This window comes from Paraburkholderia eburnea (assembly GCF_002917095.1).
GTDB classification, from domain to species: domain Bacteria; phylum Pseudomonadota; class Gammaproteobacteria; order Burkholderiales; family Burkholderiaceae; genus Paraburkholderia; species Paraburkholderia eburnea.
In genome coordinates, this window is record NZ_PQGA01000012.1 from 93,532 (window position 1) to 112,337 (window position 18,806).

At 63.8% G+C, this 18,806-nt stretch carries 20 protein-coding genes; 7 read left to right on the plus strand and 13 right to left on the minus strand.

Annotated elements, in window-relative coordinates; all coding sequences use genetic code 11:
* Positions 1-321 precede the first annotated feature (321 nt).
* From B0G62_RS20540 to B0G62_RS20560, 5 genes are all read left to right on the plus strand, one after another.
* Positions 322-870, plus strand: a complete 549-nt coding sequence (locus B0G62_RS20540; RefSeq protein WP_103706049.1) for an iron transporter — start codon at positions 322-324, stop codon at positions 868-870.
* A 149-nt stretch (positions 871-1,019) separates the two neighbouring features.
* Entirely contained in the window at positions 1,020-1,361 is a 342-nt protein-coding gene (locus B0G62_RS20545; RefSeq protein ID WP_407671228.1) for a cupredoxin domain-containing protein, read from the plus strand.
* Between the two features lie 68 nt (positions 1,362-1,429).
* The gene (locus B0G62_RS20550) at positions 1,430-2,275 is read left to right on the plus strand and encodes an FTR1 family iron permease (protein WP_103706051.1); all 846 of its coding nucleotides are present in this window, start codon (positions 1,430-1,432) and stop codon (positions 2,273-2,275) included.
* Entirely contained in the window at positions 2,272-3,696 is a 1,425-nt protein-coding gene (locus B0G62_RS20555; RefSeq protein ID WP_103706052.1) for a 4Fe-4S binding protein, read from the plus strand. The genes B0G62_RS20550 and B0G62_RS20555 overlap by 4 nt, the downstream gene beginning before the upstream one ends.
* A gap of 130 nt (positions 3,697-3,826) precedes the next feature.
* The gene (locus tag B0G62_RS20560) at positions 3,827-4,246 is read left to right on the plus strand and encodes a GlcG/HbpS family heme-binding protein (protein ID WP_103706053.1); all 420 of its coding nucleotides are present in this window, start codon (positions 3,827-3,829) and stop codon (positions 4,244-4,246) included.
* Positions 4,247-4,624: 378 nt separating this feature from the next.
* Here B0G62_RS20560 and hemP read toward each other — a convergent pair whose 3' ends face one another.
* From hemP to B0G62_RS20580, 4 genes are all read right to left on the minus strand, one after another.
* Complete coding sequence (gene hemP / locus B0G62_RS20565; RefSeq protein ID WP_103706054.1) at positions 4,625-4,888, minus strand: hemin uptake protein HemP; 264 nt, start codon at positions 4,886-4,888, stop codon at positions 4,625-4,627.
* Positions 4,889-5,065: 177 nt separating this feature from the next.
* On the minus strand, positions 5,066-5,551 hold the full coding sequence (locus B0G62_RS20570; RefSeq protein WP_103706055.1) for an SRPBCC family protein: 486 nt from the start codon (positions 5,549-5,551) through the stop codon (positions 5,066-5,068).
* Positions 5,552-5,582: 31 nt separating this feature from the next.
* On the minus strand, positions 5,583-5,981 hold the full coding sequence (locus B0G62_RS20575; protein WP_103706056.1) for an OsmC family protein: 399 nt from the start codon (positions 5,979-5,981) through the stop codon (positions 5,583-5,585).
* Between the two features lie 156 nt (positions 5,982-6,137).
* Positions 6,138-7,019 (minus strand): pirin family protein, encoded by an 882-nt coding sequence (locus B0G62_RS20580; RefSeq protein WP_103706057.1) that lies wholly within the window; start codon positions 7,017-7,019, stop codon positions 6,138-6,140.
* Positions 7,020-7,141: 122 nt separating this feature from the next.
* Between B0G62_RS20580 and B0G62_RS20585 the strand changes: the two genes are divergently transcribed.
* Positions 7,142-8,185, plus strand: coding sequence for a LysR family transcriptional regulator (locus tag B0G62_RS20585; RefSeq protein WP_103706058.1), 1,044 nt, complete (start codon positions 7,142-7,144; stop codon positions 8,183-8,185).
* A 504-nt stretch (positions 8,186-8,689) separates the two neighbouring features.
* Here the strand turns inward: B0G62_RS20585 and B0G62_RS20590 are convergent.
* The 9 genes from B0G62_RS20590 to B0G62_RS20630 all read right to left on the minus strand — a co-directional run bounded on the left by B0G62_RS20590 (position 8,690) and on the right by B0G62_RS20630 (position 16,473).
* The gene (locus tag B0G62_RS20590; protein ID WP_103706059.1) at positions 8,690-9,109 is read right to left on the minus strand and encodes an ExbD/TolR family protein; all 420 of its coding nucleotides are present in this window, start codon (positions 9,107-9,109) and stop codon (positions 8,690-8,692) included.
* 18 nt (positions 9,110-9,127) lie between these two features.
* Complete coding sequence (locus B0G62_RS20595; RefSeq protein ID WP_103706060.1) at positions 9,128-9,868, minus strand: MotA/TolQ/ExbB proton channel family protein; 741 nt, start codon at positions 9,866-9,868, stop codon at positions 9,128-9,130.
* Positions 9,869-9,955: 87 nt separating this feature from the next.
* The gene (locus B0G62_RS20600; RefSeq protein ID WP_103706061.1) at positions 9,956-10,690 is read right to left on the minus strand and encodes an energy transducer TonB; all 735 of its coding nucleotides are present in this window, start codon (positions 10,688-10,690) and stop codon (positions 9,956-9,958) included.
* A gap of 263 nt (positions 10,691-10,953) precedes the next feature.
* Positions 10,954-11,214 (minus strand): (2Fe-2S)-binding protein, encoded by a 261-nt coding sequence (locus tag B0G62_RS20605; protein ID WP_103706062.1) that lies wholly within the window; start codon positions 11,212-11,214, stop codon positions 10,954-10,956.
* A gap of 249 nt (positions 11,215-11,463) precedes the next feature.
* Positions 11,464-12,321 carry a glutamate racemase gene (gene murI / locus B0G62_RS20610; protein ID WP_227473028.1) on the minus strand — a complete coding sequence of 286 codons (858 nt, stop codon included), beginning with the start codon at positions 12,319-12,321 and terminating at the stop codon, positions 11,464-11,466.
* 97 nt (positions 12,322-12,418) lie between these two features.
* Complete coding sequence (gene bfr / locus B0G62_RS20615) at positions 12,419-12,898, minus strand: bacterioferritin (protein WP_103706064.1); 480 nt, start codon at positions 12,896-12,898, stop codon at positions 12,419-12,421.
* 239 nt (positions 12,899-13,137) lie between these two features.
* A complete protein-coding gene (locus B0G62_RS20620; RefSeq protein WP_103706065.1) occupies positions 13,138-14,661 on the minus strand; it encodes a fumarate hydratase in 1,524 nt (507 codons plus the stop codon).
* A 67-nt stretch (positions 14,662-14,728) separates the two neighbouring features.
* Positions 14,729-15,334, minus strand: a complete 606-nt coding sequence (locus tag B0G62_RS20625; RefSeq protein ID WP_103706066.1) for a TIGR00645 family protein — start codon at positions 15,332-15,334, stop codon at positions 14,729-14,731.
* 233 nt (positions 15,335-15,567) lie between these two features.
* Positions 15,568-16,473, minus strand: coding sequence for a DMT family transporter (locus tag B0G62_RS20630; protein WP_103706067.1), 906 nt, complete (start codon positions 16,471-16,473; stop codon positions 15,568-15,570).
* A 300-nt stretch (positions 16,474-16,773) separates the two neighbouring features.
* Between B0G62_RS20630 and acs the strand changes: the two genes are divergently transcribed.
* Complete coding sequence (gene acs / locus B0G62_RS20635; RefSeq protein ID WP_103706068.1) at positions 16,774-18,756, plus strand: acetate--CoA ligase; 1,983 nt, start codon at positions 16,774-16,776, stop codon at positions 18,754-18,756.
* The last annotated feature ends 50 nt before the right edge of the window (positions 18,757-18,806 follow it).

The window sequence follows — 18,806 nt, forward strand, 5'->3', positions numbered from 1 at the left end:
GCGGGCGCAGGCCGCAATGAGGGAAGGGCGCACGGTTCATGACCGTCTGCGCCCTTTTTTATGAACCCGATGCGGATGGCCGAGGGCGCTCGCTTACTGTTAAGCGTGCGCCGAAAACAAATAGACAGCTCGCCGTAATCTTTCGTTAACCAAACATTGCTAAAACCCGGTTGCGAGAGGGTTTTCCTTACGACGCACTTTGTTCCCCCTCCGCATCGGTGTTAAACTCCCGTCATTATTGAGAATTGTTCGCATTAACATTTTCACGTTTATGCACTCGATGATTCGGTTGTACCTCTCATAAAAAAATCAGGAGTTTCGATGCGGATCCAATCTTTCGTGCGCGGCACTGCCGTCATCGCGGCTGCGGCCGCTGCGTTTTCGGTCCAGGCGGCCGAGTACCCGATCGGCAAGCAGCAGATTCAGGGCGGCATGGAAATCGGCGCGGTCTATCTGCAGCCGATCACCATGGAACCGGAAGGCATGATGCGTAAGGCATCGGATTCTGACGTCCATCTGGAGTCGGACATCCACGCGGTCAAGAACAACCCGGTGGGCTTCGCCGAAGGCGACTGGATGCCGTACCTGCAGGTGCACTACGAACTGAGCAAGCCGGGCACGAGCTGGACGCACAAGGGCGATCTGATGGCGATGGTCGCCAACGACGGCCCGCACTACGGCGATAACGTCAAGCTCAATGGCCCCGGCAAGTACCACCTCAAGCTCGTCATCGAGCAGCCGATGGAAACCGGCCATATGGCGTTCGGCCGCCACGTCGACAAGGAAACCGGCGTGGGTCCGTGGTTCAAGCCCATCACGCTCGAATACGATTTCCCGTTCGCGGGCATCGGCAAGAAGGGCGGCTACTAAGCGTGCCGCGAGCGGTCCGCGCGTGAGGTATCCACGGGATGCCGGCGGCGGGCCGCTTGCTGAAACAGCGATGAGGTCCCGCGTCTCGCGCATCCGACGGTGCGGGCGGCGCGCAGGACACCAAGGAGCAGGTAAGACTGATGACTGGAATGCGGAAGTTGGCGGCGTGGTTGGCGGTGTCCTTCGGGGTGTCGTTCTCAGGCATGGCGACGCTCGCGCACGCCGATGATCTGCCGACGTTCAAGCTCGAAATGAACGACGGCAAGCTCAATCCCGCGCGCATCGAAGTGCCGGCGGGCAAGCGCGTCAAGATCGAAGTGCGCAACACGGGCAAGGGCGCGGCGGAGTTCGAGAGCGTCCAGTTGCGCAAGGAAAAAGTGCTGGCGCCGGGCGCGGATTCGTTCGTGGTGATCGCGCCGCTCGATCCGGGCGAGTACAAGTTTTTCGACGATTTCCATCAGCAGGCGCAAGGCGTCATTGTTGCGAAATAAGCGTCGCGAAGTAAGCGTTACGAAGTAAGGATCGCGGCCGGCGGATGGCTGGCGGCAGGAGGTGTTGAATGGGTCAGGTATTGTTCATCGTTTGGCGGGAGAGTGTCGAAGCGCTGCTCGTCGTCGGCATTCTTTATGCGTGGCTGAAGAACGGCGACGCCGGCGCGCGGCGCGGCCTGCCGTATCTGTGGGCGGGCGTGGGCCTCGGCATTCTGGCCGCGGTGGCGCTGGGCGCGGCGCTGGTCGGCTTCACGGAAGTGCTGTCGGGCGACGCCCAGGACTACTTCCAGACCGGCATGGTGCTGGTGGCCTGCGTGCTGATCGTGCAGATGGTGCTGTGGATGAAGCAGCACGGCCGCACGCTCAAACGCGAGATGGAAGAGTCGCTGGAGAAGACCACACGCGATGCCAACTGGTGGGGCATCACGGTGCTGGTCGCGCTCGCCATCGCGCGCGAGGGCAGCGAGACGGTGATCTTTCTCTATGGCCTGGGTTTCGGCCAGTCGGGTCATGTCGATGCCAGCCAGTATCTGGCCGTGCTGCTGGGTCTTGGCCTCGCGTTCCTGACGTTCTATCTGCTGCAACTGGGCGGCAAGGTCTTCTCGTGGCGCCTCTTTTTCCGCGTCACGGAAATCATGCTGCTGTTCCTCGGCGCGGGCCTGTTCCAGACCGGCGTCGACAAGCTGATCGACAAGGAAGTCCTGCCCACCCTCGTCGATCAGGTCTGGAATTCGTCGGCGATCCTCGACGATTCGAGCACCTTCGGTTCGCTGGTCGCCACGCTCACGGGTTATCGCGCCCATCCGGCGCTGATGAACCTGATCGCTTACGCGGTGTACTGGCTCGTGGTGGGGTTCCTCGCGCGTCGCGCGAGCGGCCGTCACGCCGCCGCGACCGGGAGGAAGGCAGCATGAGTTGTGCATCGGCCCAGCCGCCCGGATTGCGGCGGCAGGGCAGGCTGGCCCAGGCGGGCCAATGGATGCAGCGGCACGGCGCGGTGATCCGCGGCGTGCAGTGGGTCGTGGTCGCCGTCTATGCGTTCCTGATTCTCGTGCCGGCGGTCATGCCGCTGCCCGACGACACCTCGCACCTCTGGAACAACCTCACGCTCGCGGCGCAGTTCGTGTTCTGGGGCATCTGGTGGCCGTTCGTGCTGCTCTCGATGGTGATGCTCGGGCGCGTATGGTGCGGCGTGCTGTGCCCCGAAGGCGCGCTCACCGAATTCGCCAGCAAATTCGGGCGCGGCCGGGCGATACCGCGCTGGATGCGCTGGGGCGGCTGGCCGTTCGTGGCCTTCGGCCTCACCACCATCTACGGCCAGATGGTGAGCGTCTACCAGTATCCGAAGGCGGTGTTGCTGGTGCTGGGCGGATCGACGCTCGGCGCGATGGTGATCGGTTTTCTGTACGGGCGCGAGAAGCGCGTCTGGTGCAAATATCTCTGCCCCGTGAACGGGGTTTTTGCGCTTCTGGCGCGCCTTGCGCCGTTCCGCTTCAAGGTCGATGAAGACGCGTGGCGCAACTCGTACACGCATGGCGAGCATGGCGGTCATCGCGTGATTCCCGTGAACTGCGCGCCGCTCGTGCCGCTGCGCAACATGAAGGGCGCCGCGCAATGTCATATGTGCGGCCGCTGCAGCGGTCACCGCGACGCCATCGCGCTGTCGTGGCGCTCGCCCGCCGAAGAAGTGGTCGAACTGGGCGACAGTCAGGCCAACGGCTGGGACACCGCGCTGATTCTCTACGGACTGCTTGGCATTGCCATCGGTGCGTTCCATTGGACCGGCTCGCCCTGGTTCATCGGCATGAAGCAATGGCTCGCGGGCTGGCTGATCGACCGCGATATCACCTGGCCGCTCGACACCAACGCGCCGTGGTTCCTGCTCACGCATTACCCGGAGCAGAACGACGTGTTCTCGTGGCTCGACGGCACCATGATCGTCGGCTATATCGTCGCGACGGGGCTGGTCTACGGCACGGCGCTGCTCGCGATTCTCGCGGCTGCCACAAGCGCGCTTGGGCGTTTCGACATGCGCCGCGTGCATCACTTCGCGCAGGCGCTGATTCCGCTCGCGGGCGCGGGCGTGTTCCTGGGTCTTTCGGCGACCACGCTCTCGCTGCTGCGCGCCGAACATGTGCCGCTCGACTGGGCGACCGAAGTGCGTATCGCGATTCTCGTCATCACGAATCTGTGGAGCGCATGGCTCGCCTGGCGCGTCACGGGCCGCTACAGCACGCGTTTCTGGCGGCGCGCTCTGGCGATGGTGGGCTTCGCGCTCGCGCTCGCGGTCGTCGATAGCGCGTGGTGGCTCATGTTCTGGGGCTGGACGCGTTGAGCATTTTTCCTGCGGCGCTGATATAGGCGGTATACGCCGCATTGGGGCGTCGCGACGCCAGTCTGGGTGCTACTCTCAAGAAACCGGGTCGACTTTAGGTCGCCCGGTTTTTTACTTTTCGGAGAGACGCATGCGAACGCGAGCAGTACTGACCGATGAAGACGTGATCCGGGTAGCCGATGCAGCCGTCGCGCACGCCCGCGCGAATGAATGGAACGTGACGATCGCGATCGTCGACGATGGCGGCCATCTGCTGTATCTGCGCCGCCTCGACGGCGCGCCGCCCATCAGCGCCGAGATGGCTCCGGCCAAGGCGCGCACGGCCGCGCTGGGACGTCGCGAAAGCAAGCTGTACGAGGATGCGATCCGCCAGGGCCGCACGGCGTTCCTGAGCGCGCCGCTCACGGCGATGCTCGAAGGCGGCGTGCCCATCGTCGTCAAGGGCGAGGTGATCGGCGCGGTGGGGGTATCGGGCGTGAAGTCCGAGCAGGACGCGTTGATCGCGCAGGCCGGCATCGCGGCACTGGGCAGCGCGCCAGGCGCGGATTAACGAAAGGGTTTACGAGGAGGGGGAGGTCGCGGTTATAATCGCGGCTCGGTATCGCTGATTCAAGATAAAACGCGAACCCTCGCTGCCTTCCCCATGCAGCAACAGCAATAGCGGCAAACAGCCGTAACATCGGCAAAAGCAAAAGCCGCGGACCATGCCGCGGCTCTCGCCCAGGACGGCTACGCTTCGCGCGCCGCTCCTGCTTGATAGTGGTGAGAACAAAAAAATGGCTTGGCTTGCTGTGACGGCCGGCTTGAAGCTTGAAGGATGTTGCACGAAGGGGTCTAGATCTCGCGTGCAAGCCGTCGTTGCTGGCTACTGCCCAACGCCTCTCGATGGAGGCGGTCCCCACAATACCCGGTACTAAAAACTAAAACCTCACTTGGTGAGAATCAGCTTGCCCAATCGCGTGGCACGCAGCTGATAAGTCTCGCCGTTGTGCAGGATGCTCACGTGGCTGCGGCCTTGCAGCAGGGCCGTGCTGTCCAGCGAGCGCTCGCTGCTTGCGGGCGTGGTGCTGGCCGGTTCGGTGCTGTTACGCGTGACGGCGGCAGGAGCGCTGACTTTCGGCGCTCGCGTGCCGGTCAACGTGGAACCCGGTCGGCGCAGGCTAAGTGTCGGTGAACGGTTGAATTCAGTCATGAACGTGACGCTCTGTCTGTGTCTCGATTCGATGTATGAATTCTAAATGATAATTGTTCTTATTTTCAATTGCGATAAATTGATCGAAATCGGACGCCGATAGCTTTATGCCCGATGCGCCCGCATGTTCCCGAAAAAACAATGCCCGGCGCAGGGCCGGGCGTCGTCAGCGGGGATTCAATGCAGCGGCGCTTCCGGCTCGCCCGGGCCCTGCACGTACTGGCGGATGAGGCGCACGGTGTCGATATCCGATTCCCGATACGCCGATTTCACGATCTCCGAAGTCTCGTGCTCTTCGCCCGTCTCGGCGGTCGGCAGCGTCGTGCTGTACTCGAAGCGCAGGAATAGCTCCAGCGCATCGGGCTGCTCGATCGTCATCGTGAGCGAGCCGCCCACGTAATCGGCGGTTGCGAGGATGTCGTAGCGCACGCTCTCGTTGGGCGTGAGCGTGACGCGGTCACGCACGGTCGCGTGGCCGTAGTGCAGCTCGCGCTCAAGGGTGTCGCCGTCGCGCGCGAGGATCGTGCAGCTATCGAGGCCGAGCACGAAGAGCTGCGGCTGCTCGGCGCGCAGCACGAGGCCCTCCCAGAGCTGCTCGCGCGTCATCGGCAGCACGAGCGGATTCGCCGGGTCGTTGATCTGGATGAGGTGTTCGAAATTCAAGGCGACGGCTTCCTGTGATGTCCGTCCGCATTCAAGCGGCAACGAGGCCCGAGCGGATGTGGATCGTGTTCGTGAGGACCTTGTGGACCGGGCAGGCGTTGGCGATCTGCAGGAGACGCTCGCGCTGCTCGTCCGAAAGCGGGCCTTCCAGCGCGATCTGACGATCGATCGTCGTGCCTTCGCTGCCGGTTTCCAGCGACAGCTTCACGCGCACGCCTTCGAGCGGCCACTCCTTGCGCTGCGCGTACATCTTCAGCGTGATCGAGGTGCAGGCGCCGAGGCTCGACAGCAGCAGCGAGAAGGGCGTCGGCCCGCGGTCGCCGCCGCCAAGCGATGCCGGCTCGTCGGCGATCCACGTGTGGGTGCCGTCGTCGAACTGGACCTGGTAGTTCGTCGAGCCAATGTGTGCGGTGACTGCGGTGTCGGCCATGCGCGCCTCGCGGACGGAACGGTTGAATGGAATCCGCCGCGCCCGGACACGAAGCCCGGTACGCGGCGTGCAAAACCTTATTGTGACAAAAAGTGGCGCAGGCTGTGGATTAGCGCTCGGGCTGGTGCGTCGCGCATGGCGCAGCCTGGCGCCGATTTAGTGCGAAATCCGCCCCATGCGCCCGGCCTGATAATCGAGCACGGCCTGGCGGATCTCCTGCTCGGTATTCATGACGAATGGGCCGTAGCGCACGACCGGCTCGTTGAGCGGCAGCCCGCCGATCAGCAGGACTTCCACCGGCTCGGTGGCATCCGCAGGCGCGGCGATCGTCACGGTCTCGCCGTCGCCCGCAAACGCCACCATCTGCTGCGCGCCGATGGCCTCGCCTTCGGTCCCGTAGCGCGCCGTGCCCGACACGCCATAGGCGAACACATTCCACGCAGGCGGCACCGGCTGCTCAACGCGCGCGCCGGGCGCGAGCGTGAAGTGCAGATAGAGGATGGGCGTGCGCGTCTCGATGGCCGCCTTCGCGCCCAGCGATTCGCCCGCGATCACCTTGACGGTAGCCTTGCCATCCGCAGAACGTCCTTGCGGAATGCCCGCGTGCGGCATTTCCTGATAGCGCGGCGCGATCATCTTGTCCGAAGCCGGCAGATTCACCCATAGCTGCAGGCCGTGCATACGGCCGCCGGTGCGCGTGAATTCGGGGTCAGGCATCTCGCTATGGATGACGCCGGCGCCGGCCGTCATCCACTGCACGTCGCCGGGGTTGAGCGTGCCCGAATGGCCCGCCGAATCCTTATGGCCGAAGCGGCCCGCGAGCATATAGGTGACGGTCTCGAAGCCGCGATGCGGGTGGTCGGGCGCGCCCTTGGCCGCGCCGGGCGCATAGTCGGTGGGTCCCATCTCGTCGAGCAGCAGGAACGGATCGAAATCCATCAGTTGACGGGTAGGGAAGGGGCGATGAACGACGAACCCACCGCCCTCGGTGGTGCGAACGGCGGGAAAAACGTGGGCGATCGAGCGGACGGCCGACATGGATATCACCTCGAAAAAATGGGAATTGAGCGATACGCGAAACAAACCGCTATTATAGGTAGCCGATTTGGCCTGTTTGACCGCCTGATCGCAATGGATTGTCCCATCGCTGGAACGACGACATGAAAATCGATTCGCACAACCTGAACGACCTGATGTACTTTTCGCAGGTGGTCGAACACGGCGGATTCTCGGCGGCCGAGCGCGTGCTCGGTATTTCCAAGTCGCGGCTGTCGCGCCGCGTGAGCGAGCTGGAGGCGTCGCTCGGCGTGCGCCTGCTGCAGCGCTCCACGCGCAAGCTGGCCCTCACCGAGGCGGGCGAGCTGTTCTACCAGCACTGCCGCGCGATGCTCGCGGAGGCGCAGGCCGCCGTGAACGTCGTGCAGTCGCTGCGCTCGTCGCCGCGCGGCACCGTGCGCGTGAGCGTGCCGGTCACGCTCTCGCAGACCATCTTTTCGCAGATCATTCCCGAATTCATGCATCGCTTCCCCGAAGTGCGGGTGGTGATGCGCGTGACCAATCGCGTGATCGATCTCTTCGAGGATTCCGTGGATATCGCGCTGCGCGTGCGCTCGGAGCCGCCGCAGAACGCCAACATCGTGGTGCGCCCGCTCTGGCGCACGGAACAGATGCTGGTGGGCGCGCCCAGTCTGCTCGCGCAGAACGCGCCGCCGCTCACGCCCGACGATCTCACGCGCTTCGAGACGCTCGACACGCCCACGAGCGACGGCCGCCATGTGTTCCATCTGATCGCGCCGGACGGCACGCGTCATTCGCACGAACACGAGCCGCGCCTCATCAGCGCCGATCTCACGACGATCCGCGAAGCCGCGCTGCAAGGGCTGGGCATCGCTGCGATGCCGGAGATGATGTACGGCGCCGCGCTGCGCTCGGGCAAGCTCTCGCCGGTCATGCCGGGCTGGACGCTGCCGGTGCCGCAACTCTATGCGGTGTTCCTCTCGCGCCAGGGGATGGTTCCCGCTGTGCGCGCGTTCGTCGATTACCTCGTCGAAGTGCTCGACGCCGACAAGAGCCTGCAGCAGGAATGCCCGCTCAAAAGCGATATCGATGCGTTGATCGCGAAGAACAGTATCGAAGCGCAGCAGCAGGCCGCGACCCACCGCATCCAGCACACGAAGCCGGCGAGCAATATCGAAACGGCCTGAAGCCGAAGGCGCGCGGCGCGCATTGAAGCTTTGCGAACCTGCACGCGCGTGCGCTTGTATGAAGGCTTTTTATGCGGTCGCCTCATATCGGCCCGTGTTTGTTTTTGTCATTTAAGCGTCACCGGCAATCGTTACTTTCAATGGCTTAAACCTTGTAGCCAGGAGGCGAGAGGCCTATATTGAAGTCCTCTCGCCAAGCACCGGTCTTGTGCGGGAATTGATGGCCGCTATCATAGCGAGCCTTCAGGGCCGAACGCGCAGTCCGTGTCGATCACGGCAGTCGCATGTGCCGACGTGAACCGAGCGATTGTCGGGGAGTGTCGCCACCGCCCGAATGCGCCGCGTGCGCTCGAAAAAAGGCCTTCATCCGACGATGAAGGCCTTTTACTTTGCGCCCGAATATTCTGGTATCCGAATTAATCAGCGCAAAAGAAAACGCGCGGCGAAAGGGCCGCGCGTGTCTGTCGATGCGACGCCCGGCGCGTGGCCGGCGTCACGTGTGCATCACTTGTGTGCCGGATCGGTCACGAAGCCGAGCTTCGTAAGACCGCCGCTCTGCGCGGCCGACATCACCTGTGCCACCTTCTCGTACTGGACCTTGCGATCCGCGTTCAGGTGCAGCTCCGGCTGCGGTTCCTGCTGGGCGGCCGCCGCGATCTTCGCGGTGAGCTGCTCGTCGCTCACGGCATTGCCGTCCCACAGCACCGTGCCGTCCGCTTCGATCGAGATGTTGATCTGCGCGGGCTTGGTGTCTTCCTTCTGACTGCTCGCGTGCGGCAGGTCGATCTTCACGGCGTGACGGATCACGGGGATCGTCACCATGAAAACGATCAGGAGAACCAACATGACGTCGACGAGCGGCGTCATGTTGATTTCGTTCATGAGGCCATCGTCGTCATCGCTGGCAAAAGGGCTCATCGCCATGTTGCTTGCCTCCGCGTATTAGTGGGTGCGTGCGGCGACGCGCAGGCTGCCGCTGGCGCTGTTGCCGCCCCTGGACGTCGACGACAGGCGTGCGCCCGTCACGAAGAAGGCGTGCAGACCGTGAGCGAAGCGGTTGAGCTTCGTGACGATCGCCTTGTTGGCGCGCGTGAGCGCGTTGTAGCCGAGCACTGCCGGAATCGCGACGAACAGGCCGAATGCCGTCATGATGAGCGCTTCGCCGACCGGACCCGCGACCGCGTCGATCGAGGTCTGGCCCGATGCGCCGATCGAGAGCAGGGCGTGATAGATGCCCCACACCGTACCGAACAGGCCGACGAACGGCGCCGTGCTGCCGATCGACGCGAGGATCGCGAGGCCCGACTGCATCTTCGCCACCGAGTCGTCCATCGTGTCCTTCAGGCAGCGCGTGACCCAGTCCGACACGTCCATGCGGTCATGCAGATGCGGTTGCGTCTGGTGATGGTGATCGGCGGCTTCCTGACCCGAGAGGGCGAGGGCGAGGAACGGGTTGTCTTCGCGCGTGCCGCTGCCGAGCTTCTTCACGCCGTCGGCGAGATCGTCCGAATGCCAGAACTGCTGCTCGGCGTTCTTCGTGAGGCGCTTGAGGCGCGCGACGTTCCAGCCCTTCACGACGATCACGCACCACGACAGCACCGACATGATGAACAGTGCAAGCGCGATGCCGCGCGTCACGAAATCCCCTTGCGCCCAGACGTGGGCGATACCGTAGTTCTGCATGCTTTTTTCCTTTAATTCAATTCATCAAAACAGTGTGATTCTCATTCAGACGCGCCGTGTTGGCGGCGCGCCTGACGCCTGCGCGACTCAATCGTGCAGGCTGAAATCGAACGGTTGCGTGTAAGCCGCGCGCACCGGCTGGCCGTCTTCCAGGTACGGCTTGCAGGAACTGCTGCGCATCGCGTCCATCGCGGCGTCGTCGAGACGGCTATAGCCGCTGGACTTGCGCAGCTCGATGTTCTCGATCTTGCCGCTCAGGCCCACCACGAAGTGCACGAGCGCCGTGCCGGTCTCGCCGCGGCGCTTCGAGAGCGTCGGGTAGTCCGGCTCGACGATGCGGCAGTCGAGGTGCGAGACATTCCTGGGTGCGGACAGCGCCATCACGGGCTTGGCCGGCGCGGGTGCTGCCGCCTGTGGCGCAGCGGGCGGCGTCGGCGCGGGGGGCGCCGGATCGGCGGGCGCGGGCGTTTCGATCGCGTGCTGCGAGGGCGCGGCGGCGACGGGCAGCGGCGGCGTAGGCGTCGGTTTTTGCTTCGGCTGGGCCTTGGGCTTTTCGCGCTTCACCGGCACCGGTTTGGGCGGCGGCGGAGTCGGCGTGGACTGGATCGCGGCCGGAGCGGCGAGCGGCTCGGGTTTGAGCAGCTCGGCCGTGATGGCTTGCGACTGGAGTGCGATGGGCCTGGCGTCGTCGTGGTGCGTGAGCACGACGGCGATGAGCGCGGCGTGCAGCGCGAGCACGATCGCCGTCGCGGTCACGACTCGGCGGTTCGTGCGGAAGACGGGAAACGTCAGCGCGGTGGCGGTGGTTTGAGAAGCCTGCATGTTAGCGTGGCCGCCCTGTATTCGACGGCGCACAAGGCAGACAACGCGTCGCTACGGGCAGCTTTATGGGCGAAAGATCAACAGCGAGATGCACACGGTAGTCACAAATCCGATCAGCAATTCCATCCCGTCCTCCAGAAAAAGGTGCGAGCGGTAGCTGGCTGGTCGTGAAACTGGCTTGCTGTCGGCGATAAAGCGCTCGGTTTTTTGAGCGTTGTTGCGGCGCGCGTCTCAGCAGACTTGAGTCGCGCGTCACGGGAAAATCAGGCGGCCTTGCGCTCGTAGAACGTCAGGGGAACCACATGCGGCACGGCCACGACCGGATGAGCGTGGTGATGCGTCACGCCGCAACGGCTTGCACACACGCCGCTTTGCGCCATCACGTCGCGAACGGATTCTTCGCACTTGCCGCAGCAGGTCGCGACGCCAAGCTCGAATTGCAGCTCGTCGAAAGAGTCCATGCCTTCCGCAATGGAGGCACGAATCGTACGGTCGGAGACGGACTTGCACACGCAGACAATCATGATGGAGCGCAATAGAGAGAGTTAATGCGAATTATTATCATTATGTTTGGCCCGTTTGGCAAGCATGCAGATGGAATTTTTGTAACAAAACCGGATGCTTAGCAGGGATTTTGCTCTGGATCAGAAGCACGCGAGAGCGGGGCGCGATCGCCGAGGCCGGTGGCAGGCGGGCGTCAGACGGGGCCAGAAGGAGAAAGACGGGCGTAAGAAAGGGGGCGGGAACGAGCGGCTTTTTCTGCCCTGTTGCGCTCAGACAGCGTGGGATTCGAGTTCGCGGGTGCGCCGCGAGGGGATCTGGACGCGCTCGACTGGCGCTTCCAGGTTGAGCAGCGCTTGCGCGAGCGCGCGCAAATGCTCGCCGTCGCTGGTCGAGCACAACCGCGCGTCGGCGGGAGATTCGTCGTCACGCGCCGACGCGCGCAGACCGTGCTGATCGAGCACGCGTTCGAGCTGACGGGCGATGGCCACGCTCGTATCCACGAGCGTCATGCGTTCGCCGACGATCGAGCGGATCGCGGCATCCAGAAACGGGTAGTGCGTGCAGCCGAGCACCAGCGTGTCGGCGCCGGCGTCGAGCATCGGCTGGACGTAGGCGCGCAGCAGTTCGACCAGTTCCGGCGAGTCGATGTCGCAGCGCTCGACCGCCTCCACGAGACCGTGGCCTGGCTGGCACAGCACGCGCAGATCGTCGGCATGACGCTCGACGAGCGCCTGGAAGCGCGCACTGCGCAGCGTCACCTGGGTGGCCAGCACGCCCGCGACGCGCGATTTCGACAACAGCGCCGCCGGCTTCACACCCGGCTCCACGCCCACGAGCGGGATCGGCAGGCGCGCGCGCACGAACTCGATCGACTGCGCCGTGGCCGTGTTGCAGGCCACCACCAGCGCCTTCGCGCCCTGCGCCACGAGCCATTCGCCGATCGCGAGCGTGCGGTCGGCGATGAAGTCGTCGTCGCGCTGGCCATACGGCGCATAGCGCGAGTCGGCCACGTAGACGACCTGCTCGGCGGGCAGATGCGCGCGCACGGCGCGCAGCACCGAGAGGCCGCCCAGCCCGGAATCGAAAATACCGATGGGCGCGGCGCAGTTGGGAGCCGGATGGTTCACGAGAGTCGGGAGGCGGAAACGGACGCTGGGAATGCTGAAATGGCGGCTTCAGGGTCACACCCGCGCGAGAGCGGGTGTGACCGTACGGCAATCAGAATCAGGATTCTACCGAACCCATCATGGTTTGCTGGTAATTCTGGATGCCGACCTTGTCGATCAGGTCGATCTGCGTTTCGAGCCAGTCGATGTGTTCTTCGGTGTCGTCGAGAATCTTCGTGAAGATTTCACGCGAGACAAAATCACGCACCGATTCGCAATAAGCGATGGCTTCCTTGCAGGTGCCCTGGGAGATGTACTCGAGCTTCAGATCGCATTCGAGCACTTCCTTGGTTTCTTCGCCGATCAGCAGCTTGTGCAGATCCTGCAGATTGGGCAGACCGTCGAGCATGAAAATACGTTCGATGAGCCAGTCAGCGTGACGCATTTCACCGATCGACTCGTCATATTCGTGCTTGCCGAGCTTTTCGAGGCCCCAATGCTTGTACATGCGGGCGTGCAGGAAGTACTGGTTAATCGCGGTCAGTTCGTTCTTGAGCTGCGCATTGAGATATTCGATGACTTTCTTGTCGCCTTGCATAGTTTTTCCTTCCTTGTAGGGGCGGGCAGGTTTTAACACTGGTTTCAAACAATAAACGCTCAATACACAAAAGCCAAGGCCGAATCTGCGCCAAAACGCGCCTAAATTGGCTATTTGCTGCGTGCTGAGAATTAGTCTCAGTACGCTTCGCGTTACTCAAAGAAAAACCGGGGCGCGGGGCCCCGGTTTTTAGTTCGGCGATGCTGCTGCCGATGAATTATCCCGCAGAGCGCGAATCATCAGGCCGTTGCGACCGGAATCTTGCCGATCTTCGCCTGCCATTCGGCGGGGCCCGTCTTGTGGACCGAGGTACCCGACGAATCGACCGCGACCGTCACCGGCATGTCCTGGACGTCGAACTCGTAGATCGCTTCCATGCCGAGGTCTTCGAACGCGACGACCTTCGAGCCGCGAATCGCCTTCGACACGAGGTAAGCGGCGCCGCCCACGGCCATCAGGTAGGCGGCCTTGTGCTTCTTGATGGCCTCGATGGCGACCGGGCCGCGCTCGGCCTTGCCCACCATCGAGATGAGGCCCGTTTGCGAGAGCATGAGCTCCGTGAACTTGTCCATGCGCGTGGCGGTGGTGGGGCCTGCCGGGCCAACCACTTCGTCGCGCACCGGATCGACCGGGCCGACGTAATAAATCACGCGGTTCTTGAAGTCCACCGGCAGCTGCTCGCCCTTGGCGAGCATATCGGCGATGCGCTTGTGCGCGGCGTCGCGGCCCGTGAGCATTTTGCCCGAGAGCAGCAGCGTCTGACCCGGCGTCCACGACGCGACTTCTTCCGGCGTGAGCGTGTTCAGATCGACGCGCTTGCTGGTTTCCGTGTTCGGTTCCCAGTTGACCTTCGGCCAGGCGTCGAGCGAGGGCGCTTCGAGCTTCGCCGGGCCCGAGCCGTCGAGCACGAAGTGCGCGTGGCGCGTGGCGGCGCAGTTCGGGATCATCGCGACGGGCTTCGAAGCCGCGTGCGTGGGCGCCGCGTGAATCTTCACGTCGAGGACGGTGGCCAGACCGCCCAGACCCTGCGCGCCGATACCAAGCGCGTTGACCTTCTCGTGCAGCTCGACACGCAGTTCTTCGATCCAGTCCTTCGGACCGCGCTTGATGATGTCCTGGATGTCGATGGATTCCATCAACGATTCCTTCGCCATCAGCATCGCCTTTTCAGCGGTGCCGCCGATGCCGATGCCGAGCATGCCCGGCGGGCACCAGCCCGCGCCCATCGTCGGCACGGTCTTGAGGACCCAGTCCACGATCGAATCGGACGGGTTCAGCATGACGAACTTCGACTTGTTCTCCGAGCCGCCGCCCTTGGCCGCCACCTGAATGTCAACCTTGTCGCCCGGCACGATCTCGTAGTGGATCACGGCCGGCGTGTTGTCCTTGGTGTTCTTGCGGCCGCCTTCGGGCGGCGAAACGATCGACGCGCGCAGGACGTTGTCCGGGTTCAGGTAACCGCGGCGCACGCCTTCGTTGATCATGTCGGTGACGCCCATCGTCGCGCCGTCCCAACGCACATCCATGCCGACCTTCACGAAGATCGTGACGATGCCGGTGTCCTGGCAGATCGGGCGGCGGCCTTCGGCGCACATGCGGCTGTTGGTGAGGATCTGCGCGATCGCGTCTTTCGCGGCCGGGCTTTCCTCCAGCTCATAGGCGCGACCCAGCGCCTCGATGTAGTCCTGCGGATGGTAGTAGCTGATGTACTGGAGCGAATCCGCGATGCTCTGGATCAGGTCTTCCTGCTTGATGACGGTCATGGCTAGCTTCTATGGGGACGGGGTGATTCGAATCGTGGAATTTTTTATTGTCGGTCAGGCGCCGGTCTTATTCCGGCGTCGCAGCGTCGCGCACGGGCACCGGATGGCGCGCGGCGAGATCGTGATAATGCTCGGGATGCGTATGCGTAGTGAGGCGGTCGATCCAGGCCATCACCAGCGCGGACAGCAGGAAGGCGACGTGAATGGCCACTTGCCAGATCACCGTGCGCTCGGACACGGCATCCGGATTGATGAAGGTTTTCAGCAGATGAATCGATGAAATGCTGATGAGCGCCATCGCGAGCTTCACCTTCAGCACGCCGGCGTTCACGTGATCGAGCCATTCGGGCTCGTCGGGATGGCCTTCCAGGCCCATGCGCGAGACAAAGGTCTCGTAGCCGCCGACGATCACCATGATGAGCAGATTGGAAATCATCACCACGTCGATCAGGCCGAGCACGGCGAGCATGATGCTCGTCTCGTCGAGCGACATCGCGTGGGTCACGAGATGCCAGACTTCCTTGATGAAGAGCACGCAGTAGACCGTCTGGGCGACGATCAGGCCCAGGTACAGCGGCACCTGGAGCCAGCGGCTCATGAAGATGATGCTGGGCAGCACACCCATGCGGCGGCGGGCGGGTGCGGCAGACGGCTCGGGGCGTGCGGCGGACATGGGCGTTTCACATAGGGCGGAAATCGGGCAGGGTCCACGCGGCGCCGGGCGCGCCGCGCCGAGTCTGCCGGATTCCTGCAGGCTCGCGCCGTTCGCGCCGCAGCTCCGCAGGGGCCGGGCGGGCGCTATTGTAACGCGTCGGCGCGACACTTCGCCGCGACGCAGGCAGCAAACCTGACAGCAAAACTTTCAGAGTCATTACGCCGGTGTCCGACGATGCTTCAGGACGCGATTCAGGACGCGATGGGCGGCACGCGTTTCGTCTTGAGGCTGGCGAGCGCGATGCCCGCGATCACGCAGGCGAGCGCGACGCCATGCGCGGGCGTGGGCCGTTCGCCCAGAAACACCATGCCGTAGACGGCGGCGGCTACCGGCAGCACGGCCGTGAAGACGCCCGCGATGCTGCCCGGCACGTGCCGGATGCCCATCATCCACAACACGAACGAGAACACGCTGGCCGACAGCCCATACCACAGCACGAGGCCCCAGATACCCACGGGCACGCTCGCATAGTCGAACGAGAATGCGCCGGACAGGCCGACCGGCAGCATCAGCAGGAAGCCGAACAGATGCGTGTACGCACAGATTTCGAGCGGCGCGAGCGTCTGCGTGAGACGGCGCGAAAGGATCACATAGAGCGATTCGCAGCAGACCGCGCCCAGCACCATCAGATTGCCGGTGAAGGAACCGGGGTTGGCCGTGCCCATACTGGCAGCCGGGTCCGCGTGCGCGAGATTGATGACGGCGATGCCGACGATGGCCAGCGCGATTGACGCGAAGGCGCGCGCATCGGGCCGCTCACGCAGGAAGAGCCACGAGAACAGCGCGACCACGGCCGGAATGGTGCTCGTAATGACGCCCGCCGCGACGGCGCTGGTGCGATGCACGCCGCCCAGCATCAGCAGCGTAAACCCGAATGTACCGAAGAGCGCCTGCAGGAACAGATTCAGCCATTCGTCGCGCTTCACACGGCGCATACGGGCGAGGCGCAGCAGGGGCCAGAGCACCGCGAGCGCGATCACGAAGCGCAGCAGCGCGAACAGCTCAACGGGCAAAAACGCAACGATCGTTTTGCCGATGCCGACGTTGCTGCCCACGAGCAGCATGGCGGCGACGAGAAAAAGTGAATGGCGGTTCAAGCTGGAATCCTGGCGCTCAGATCAGTTAGCATTCTAAATGGCCGTTTAAGAGGTCGCTATCGCTAATCGGCGGCCGGCCGGCGCGCTGCGTAAGTAGCGGGTAAGTTGCGACGCTTAATCTTCAACGCATGGACGCGCGTGCGGGTCCATGCGAGACGCAGCAAAGAACCGCAGCAAAGAAACGCCGCAGGCGCCCGAACACAGCGGGCGCGGCGGCACACAGGAGACGGCGCGCGCGGGCATCGAAGATGCGGCGCGCGTCCACGAGTTTGACGTTTCATCTTCACCAAGGGGTTGTCGATGTCTGCGATTGAATCGGTTCTTCAGGAACATCGTGTGTTTGCGCCGACCGCGCAAACGGTGGCAAACGCGACGGTGTCCGGCATGGACGCCTACAAGGCGCTCGTCGCCGAAGCCGAAGGCGATTACGAAGGTTTCTGGGCGCGTCTCGCGCGCGAAACGCTGAGCTGGCAAAAGCCCTTCACGAAGGTGCTCGACGAGTCGAAGGCGCCGTTCTACACCTGGTTCGAAGACGGCGAACTCAACGCCTCGTACAACAGCCTCGACCGTCATGTGGAAGCCGGCAACGGCGAGCGCGTCGCGATCGTCTTCGAAGCCGACGACGGCACCGTCACCCACATCACCTACCAGGATCTGCTCGCGCGCGTCTCGCGCTTCGCCAACGCGCTCAAGAAGCGCGGCGTGAAGAAGGGCGACCGCGTCGTCATCTACATGCCGATGTCGGTCGAAGGCGTGGTGGCGATGCAGGCCTGCGCGCGCATCGGTGCCACGCATTCGGTGGTGTTCGGCGGCTTCTCGTCGAAGTCGCTTAACGAACGCATGGTGGACGTGGGCGCGGTCGCGCTCATCACCGCCGACGAACAGATGCGCGGCGGCAAGGCGCTGCCGCTGAAGAATATCGCCGACGAAGCCCTCGCCATGGGCGGCTGCGACGCCGTTAAAACCGTGATCGTTTATCAGCGCACCGGCGGCAAGGTCGCGTGGCACGAAGGCCGCGACCACTGGATGCACGAAGTCTCGGCGGCGGAAAGCGACACCTGCGCGCCGGAACCCGTGGGCGCGGAGCATCCGCTCTTCATCCTCTATACGTCGGGCTCGACCGGCAAGCCGAAGGGCGTGCAGCACAGCACGGGCGGCTATCTGCTGTGGGCCGCGCAGACCATGAAGTGGACCTTCGACTACAAGAGCGACGACGTATTCTGGTGCACGGCCGATATCGGCTGGATCACGGGCCACAGCTACATCGCGTATGGGCCGCTCACGATCGGCGCGACCCAGGTGGTGTTCGAAGGCGTGCCCACGTTCCCGAACGCGGGCCGCTTCTGGGAGATGATCCAGAAGCACAAGGTCACGCTGTTCTACACCGCGCCCACGGCAATCCGCTCGCTCATCAAGGCTTCGGAAGCCGATGCGAAAGTGCATCCGAAGAGCTATGACCTGTCGTCGCTGCGCATCCTGGGCACGGTCGGCGAGCCGATCAATCCCGAAGCATGGATCTGGTATTACGAGAACGTGGGCGGCAAGCGCTGCCCGATCGTCGATACGTGGTGGCAAACGGAGACCGGCGGCCACATGATCACGCCGCTGCCGGGCGCGACGCCGCTCGTGCCGGGTTCGTGCACGCTGCCGCTGCCGGGCATCATGGCGGCCATCGTCGACGAAACCGGCCAGGACGTGCCGAACGGGCAGGGCGGCATCCTCGTCGTCAAGCGCCCGTGGCCCGCGATGATCCGCAACGTCTGGGGCCAGCCGGAACGCTACAAGTCGGGCTACTTCCCCGAAGAACTGGGTGGCAAGCTCTATCTGGCCGGCGACGGCAGCGTGCGCGACAAGGAAAGCGGCTACTTCACGATCATGGGCCGCATCGACGACGTGCTGAACGTCTCGGGCCACCGCCTGGGCACGATGGAGATCGAATCGGCGCTGGTGGCCAACCCGCTCGTGGCCGAAGCCGCCGTGGTGGGCCGCCCGGACGACACGACCGGCGAAGCCGTGGTGGCCTTCGTGGTGCTCAAGGCCAACCGCCCGCAAGGCGACGACGCCGTGAAGCTCGCCAACGAACTGCGCGCCTGGGTCGGCAAGGAAATCGGCCCGATCGCCAAGCCGAAGGACATCCGCTTCGGCGAAAACCTGCCGAAGACGCGCTCGGGCAAGATCATGCGCCGCCTGTTGCGCTCGCTCGCGAAGGGCGAGGCGATCACGCAGGATGTGTCGACGCTGGAGAACCCGGCGATTCTCGATCAACTCGGCGAGTCGCTTTAAGTCGGCTTTAAACCCGCTTTAAACGGGTTCAGGACGCCGCGCCTTGCGGC

Coding starts and splice junctions, on each gene's coding strand:
- B0G62_RS20590 (WP_103706059.1), bottom strand. CDS start 9,109: ATGGCGATGAGCCCTTTTGCCAGCGATGACGACGATGGCCTCATGAAC.
- B0G62_RS20545 (WP_407671228.1), top strand. CDS start 1,020: ATGCGGAAGTTGGCGGCGTGGTTGGCGGTGTCCTTCGGGGTGTCGTTC.
- B0G62_RS20560 (WP_103706053.1), top strand. CDS start 3,827: ATGCGAACGCGAGCAGTACTGACCGATGAAGACGTGATCCGGGTAGCC.
- B0G62_RS20600 (WP_103706061.1), bottom strand. CDS start 10,690: ATGCAGGCTTCTCAAACCACCGCCACCGCGCTGACGTTTCCCGTCTTC.
- B0G62_RS20580 (WP_103706057.1), bottom strand. CDS start 7,019: ATGTCGGCCGTCCGCTCGATCGCCCACGTTTTTCCCGCCGTTCGCACC.
- B0G62_RS20625 (WP_103706066.1), bottom strand. CDS start 15,334: ATGTCCGCCGCACGCCCCGAGCCGTCTGCCGCACCCGCCCGCCGCCGC.
- B0G62_RS20550 (WP_103706051.1), top strand. CDS start 1,430: ATGGGTCAGGTATTGTTCATCGTTTGGCGGGAGAGTGTCGAAGCGCTG.
- acs (WP_103706068.1), top strand. CDS start 16,774: ATGTCTGCGATTGAATCGGTTCTTCAGGAACATCGTGTGTTTGCGCCG.
- B0G62_RS20575 (WP_103706056.1), bottom strand. CDS start 5,981: ATGGCCGACACCGCAGTCACCGCACACATTGGCTCGACGAACTACCAG.
- B0G62_RS20585 (WP_103706058.1), top strand. CDS start 7,142: ATGAAAATCGATTCGCACAACCTGAACGACCTGATGTACTTTTCGCAG.
- B0G62_RS20620 (WP_103706065.1), bottom strand. CDS start 14,661: ATGACCGTCATCAAGCAGGAAGACCTGATCCAGAGCATCGCGGATTCG.
- B0G62_RS20595 (WP_103706060.1), bottom strand. CDS start 9,868: ATGCAGAACTACGGTATCGCCCACGTCTGGGCGCAAGGGGATTTCGTG.
- hemP (WP_103706054.1), bottom strand. CDS start 4,888: ATGACTGAATTCAACCGTTCACCGACACTTAGCCTGCGCCGACCGGGT.
- B0G62_RS20605 (WP_103706062.1), bottom strand. CDS start 11,214: ATGATTGTCTGCGTGTGCAAGTCCGTCTCCGACCGTACGATTCGTGCC.
- B0G62_RS20540 (WP_103706049.1), top strand. CDS start 322: ATGCGGATCCAATCTTTCGTGCGCGGCACTGCCGTCATCGCGGCTGCG.
- B0G62_RS20555 (WP_103706052.1), top strand. CDS start 2,272: ATGAGTTGTGCATCGGCCCAGCCGCCCGGATTGCGGCGGCAGGGCAGG.
- bfr (WP_103706064.1), bottom strand. CDS start 12,898: ATGCAAGGCGACAAGAAAGTCATCGAATATCTCAATGCGCAGCTCAAG.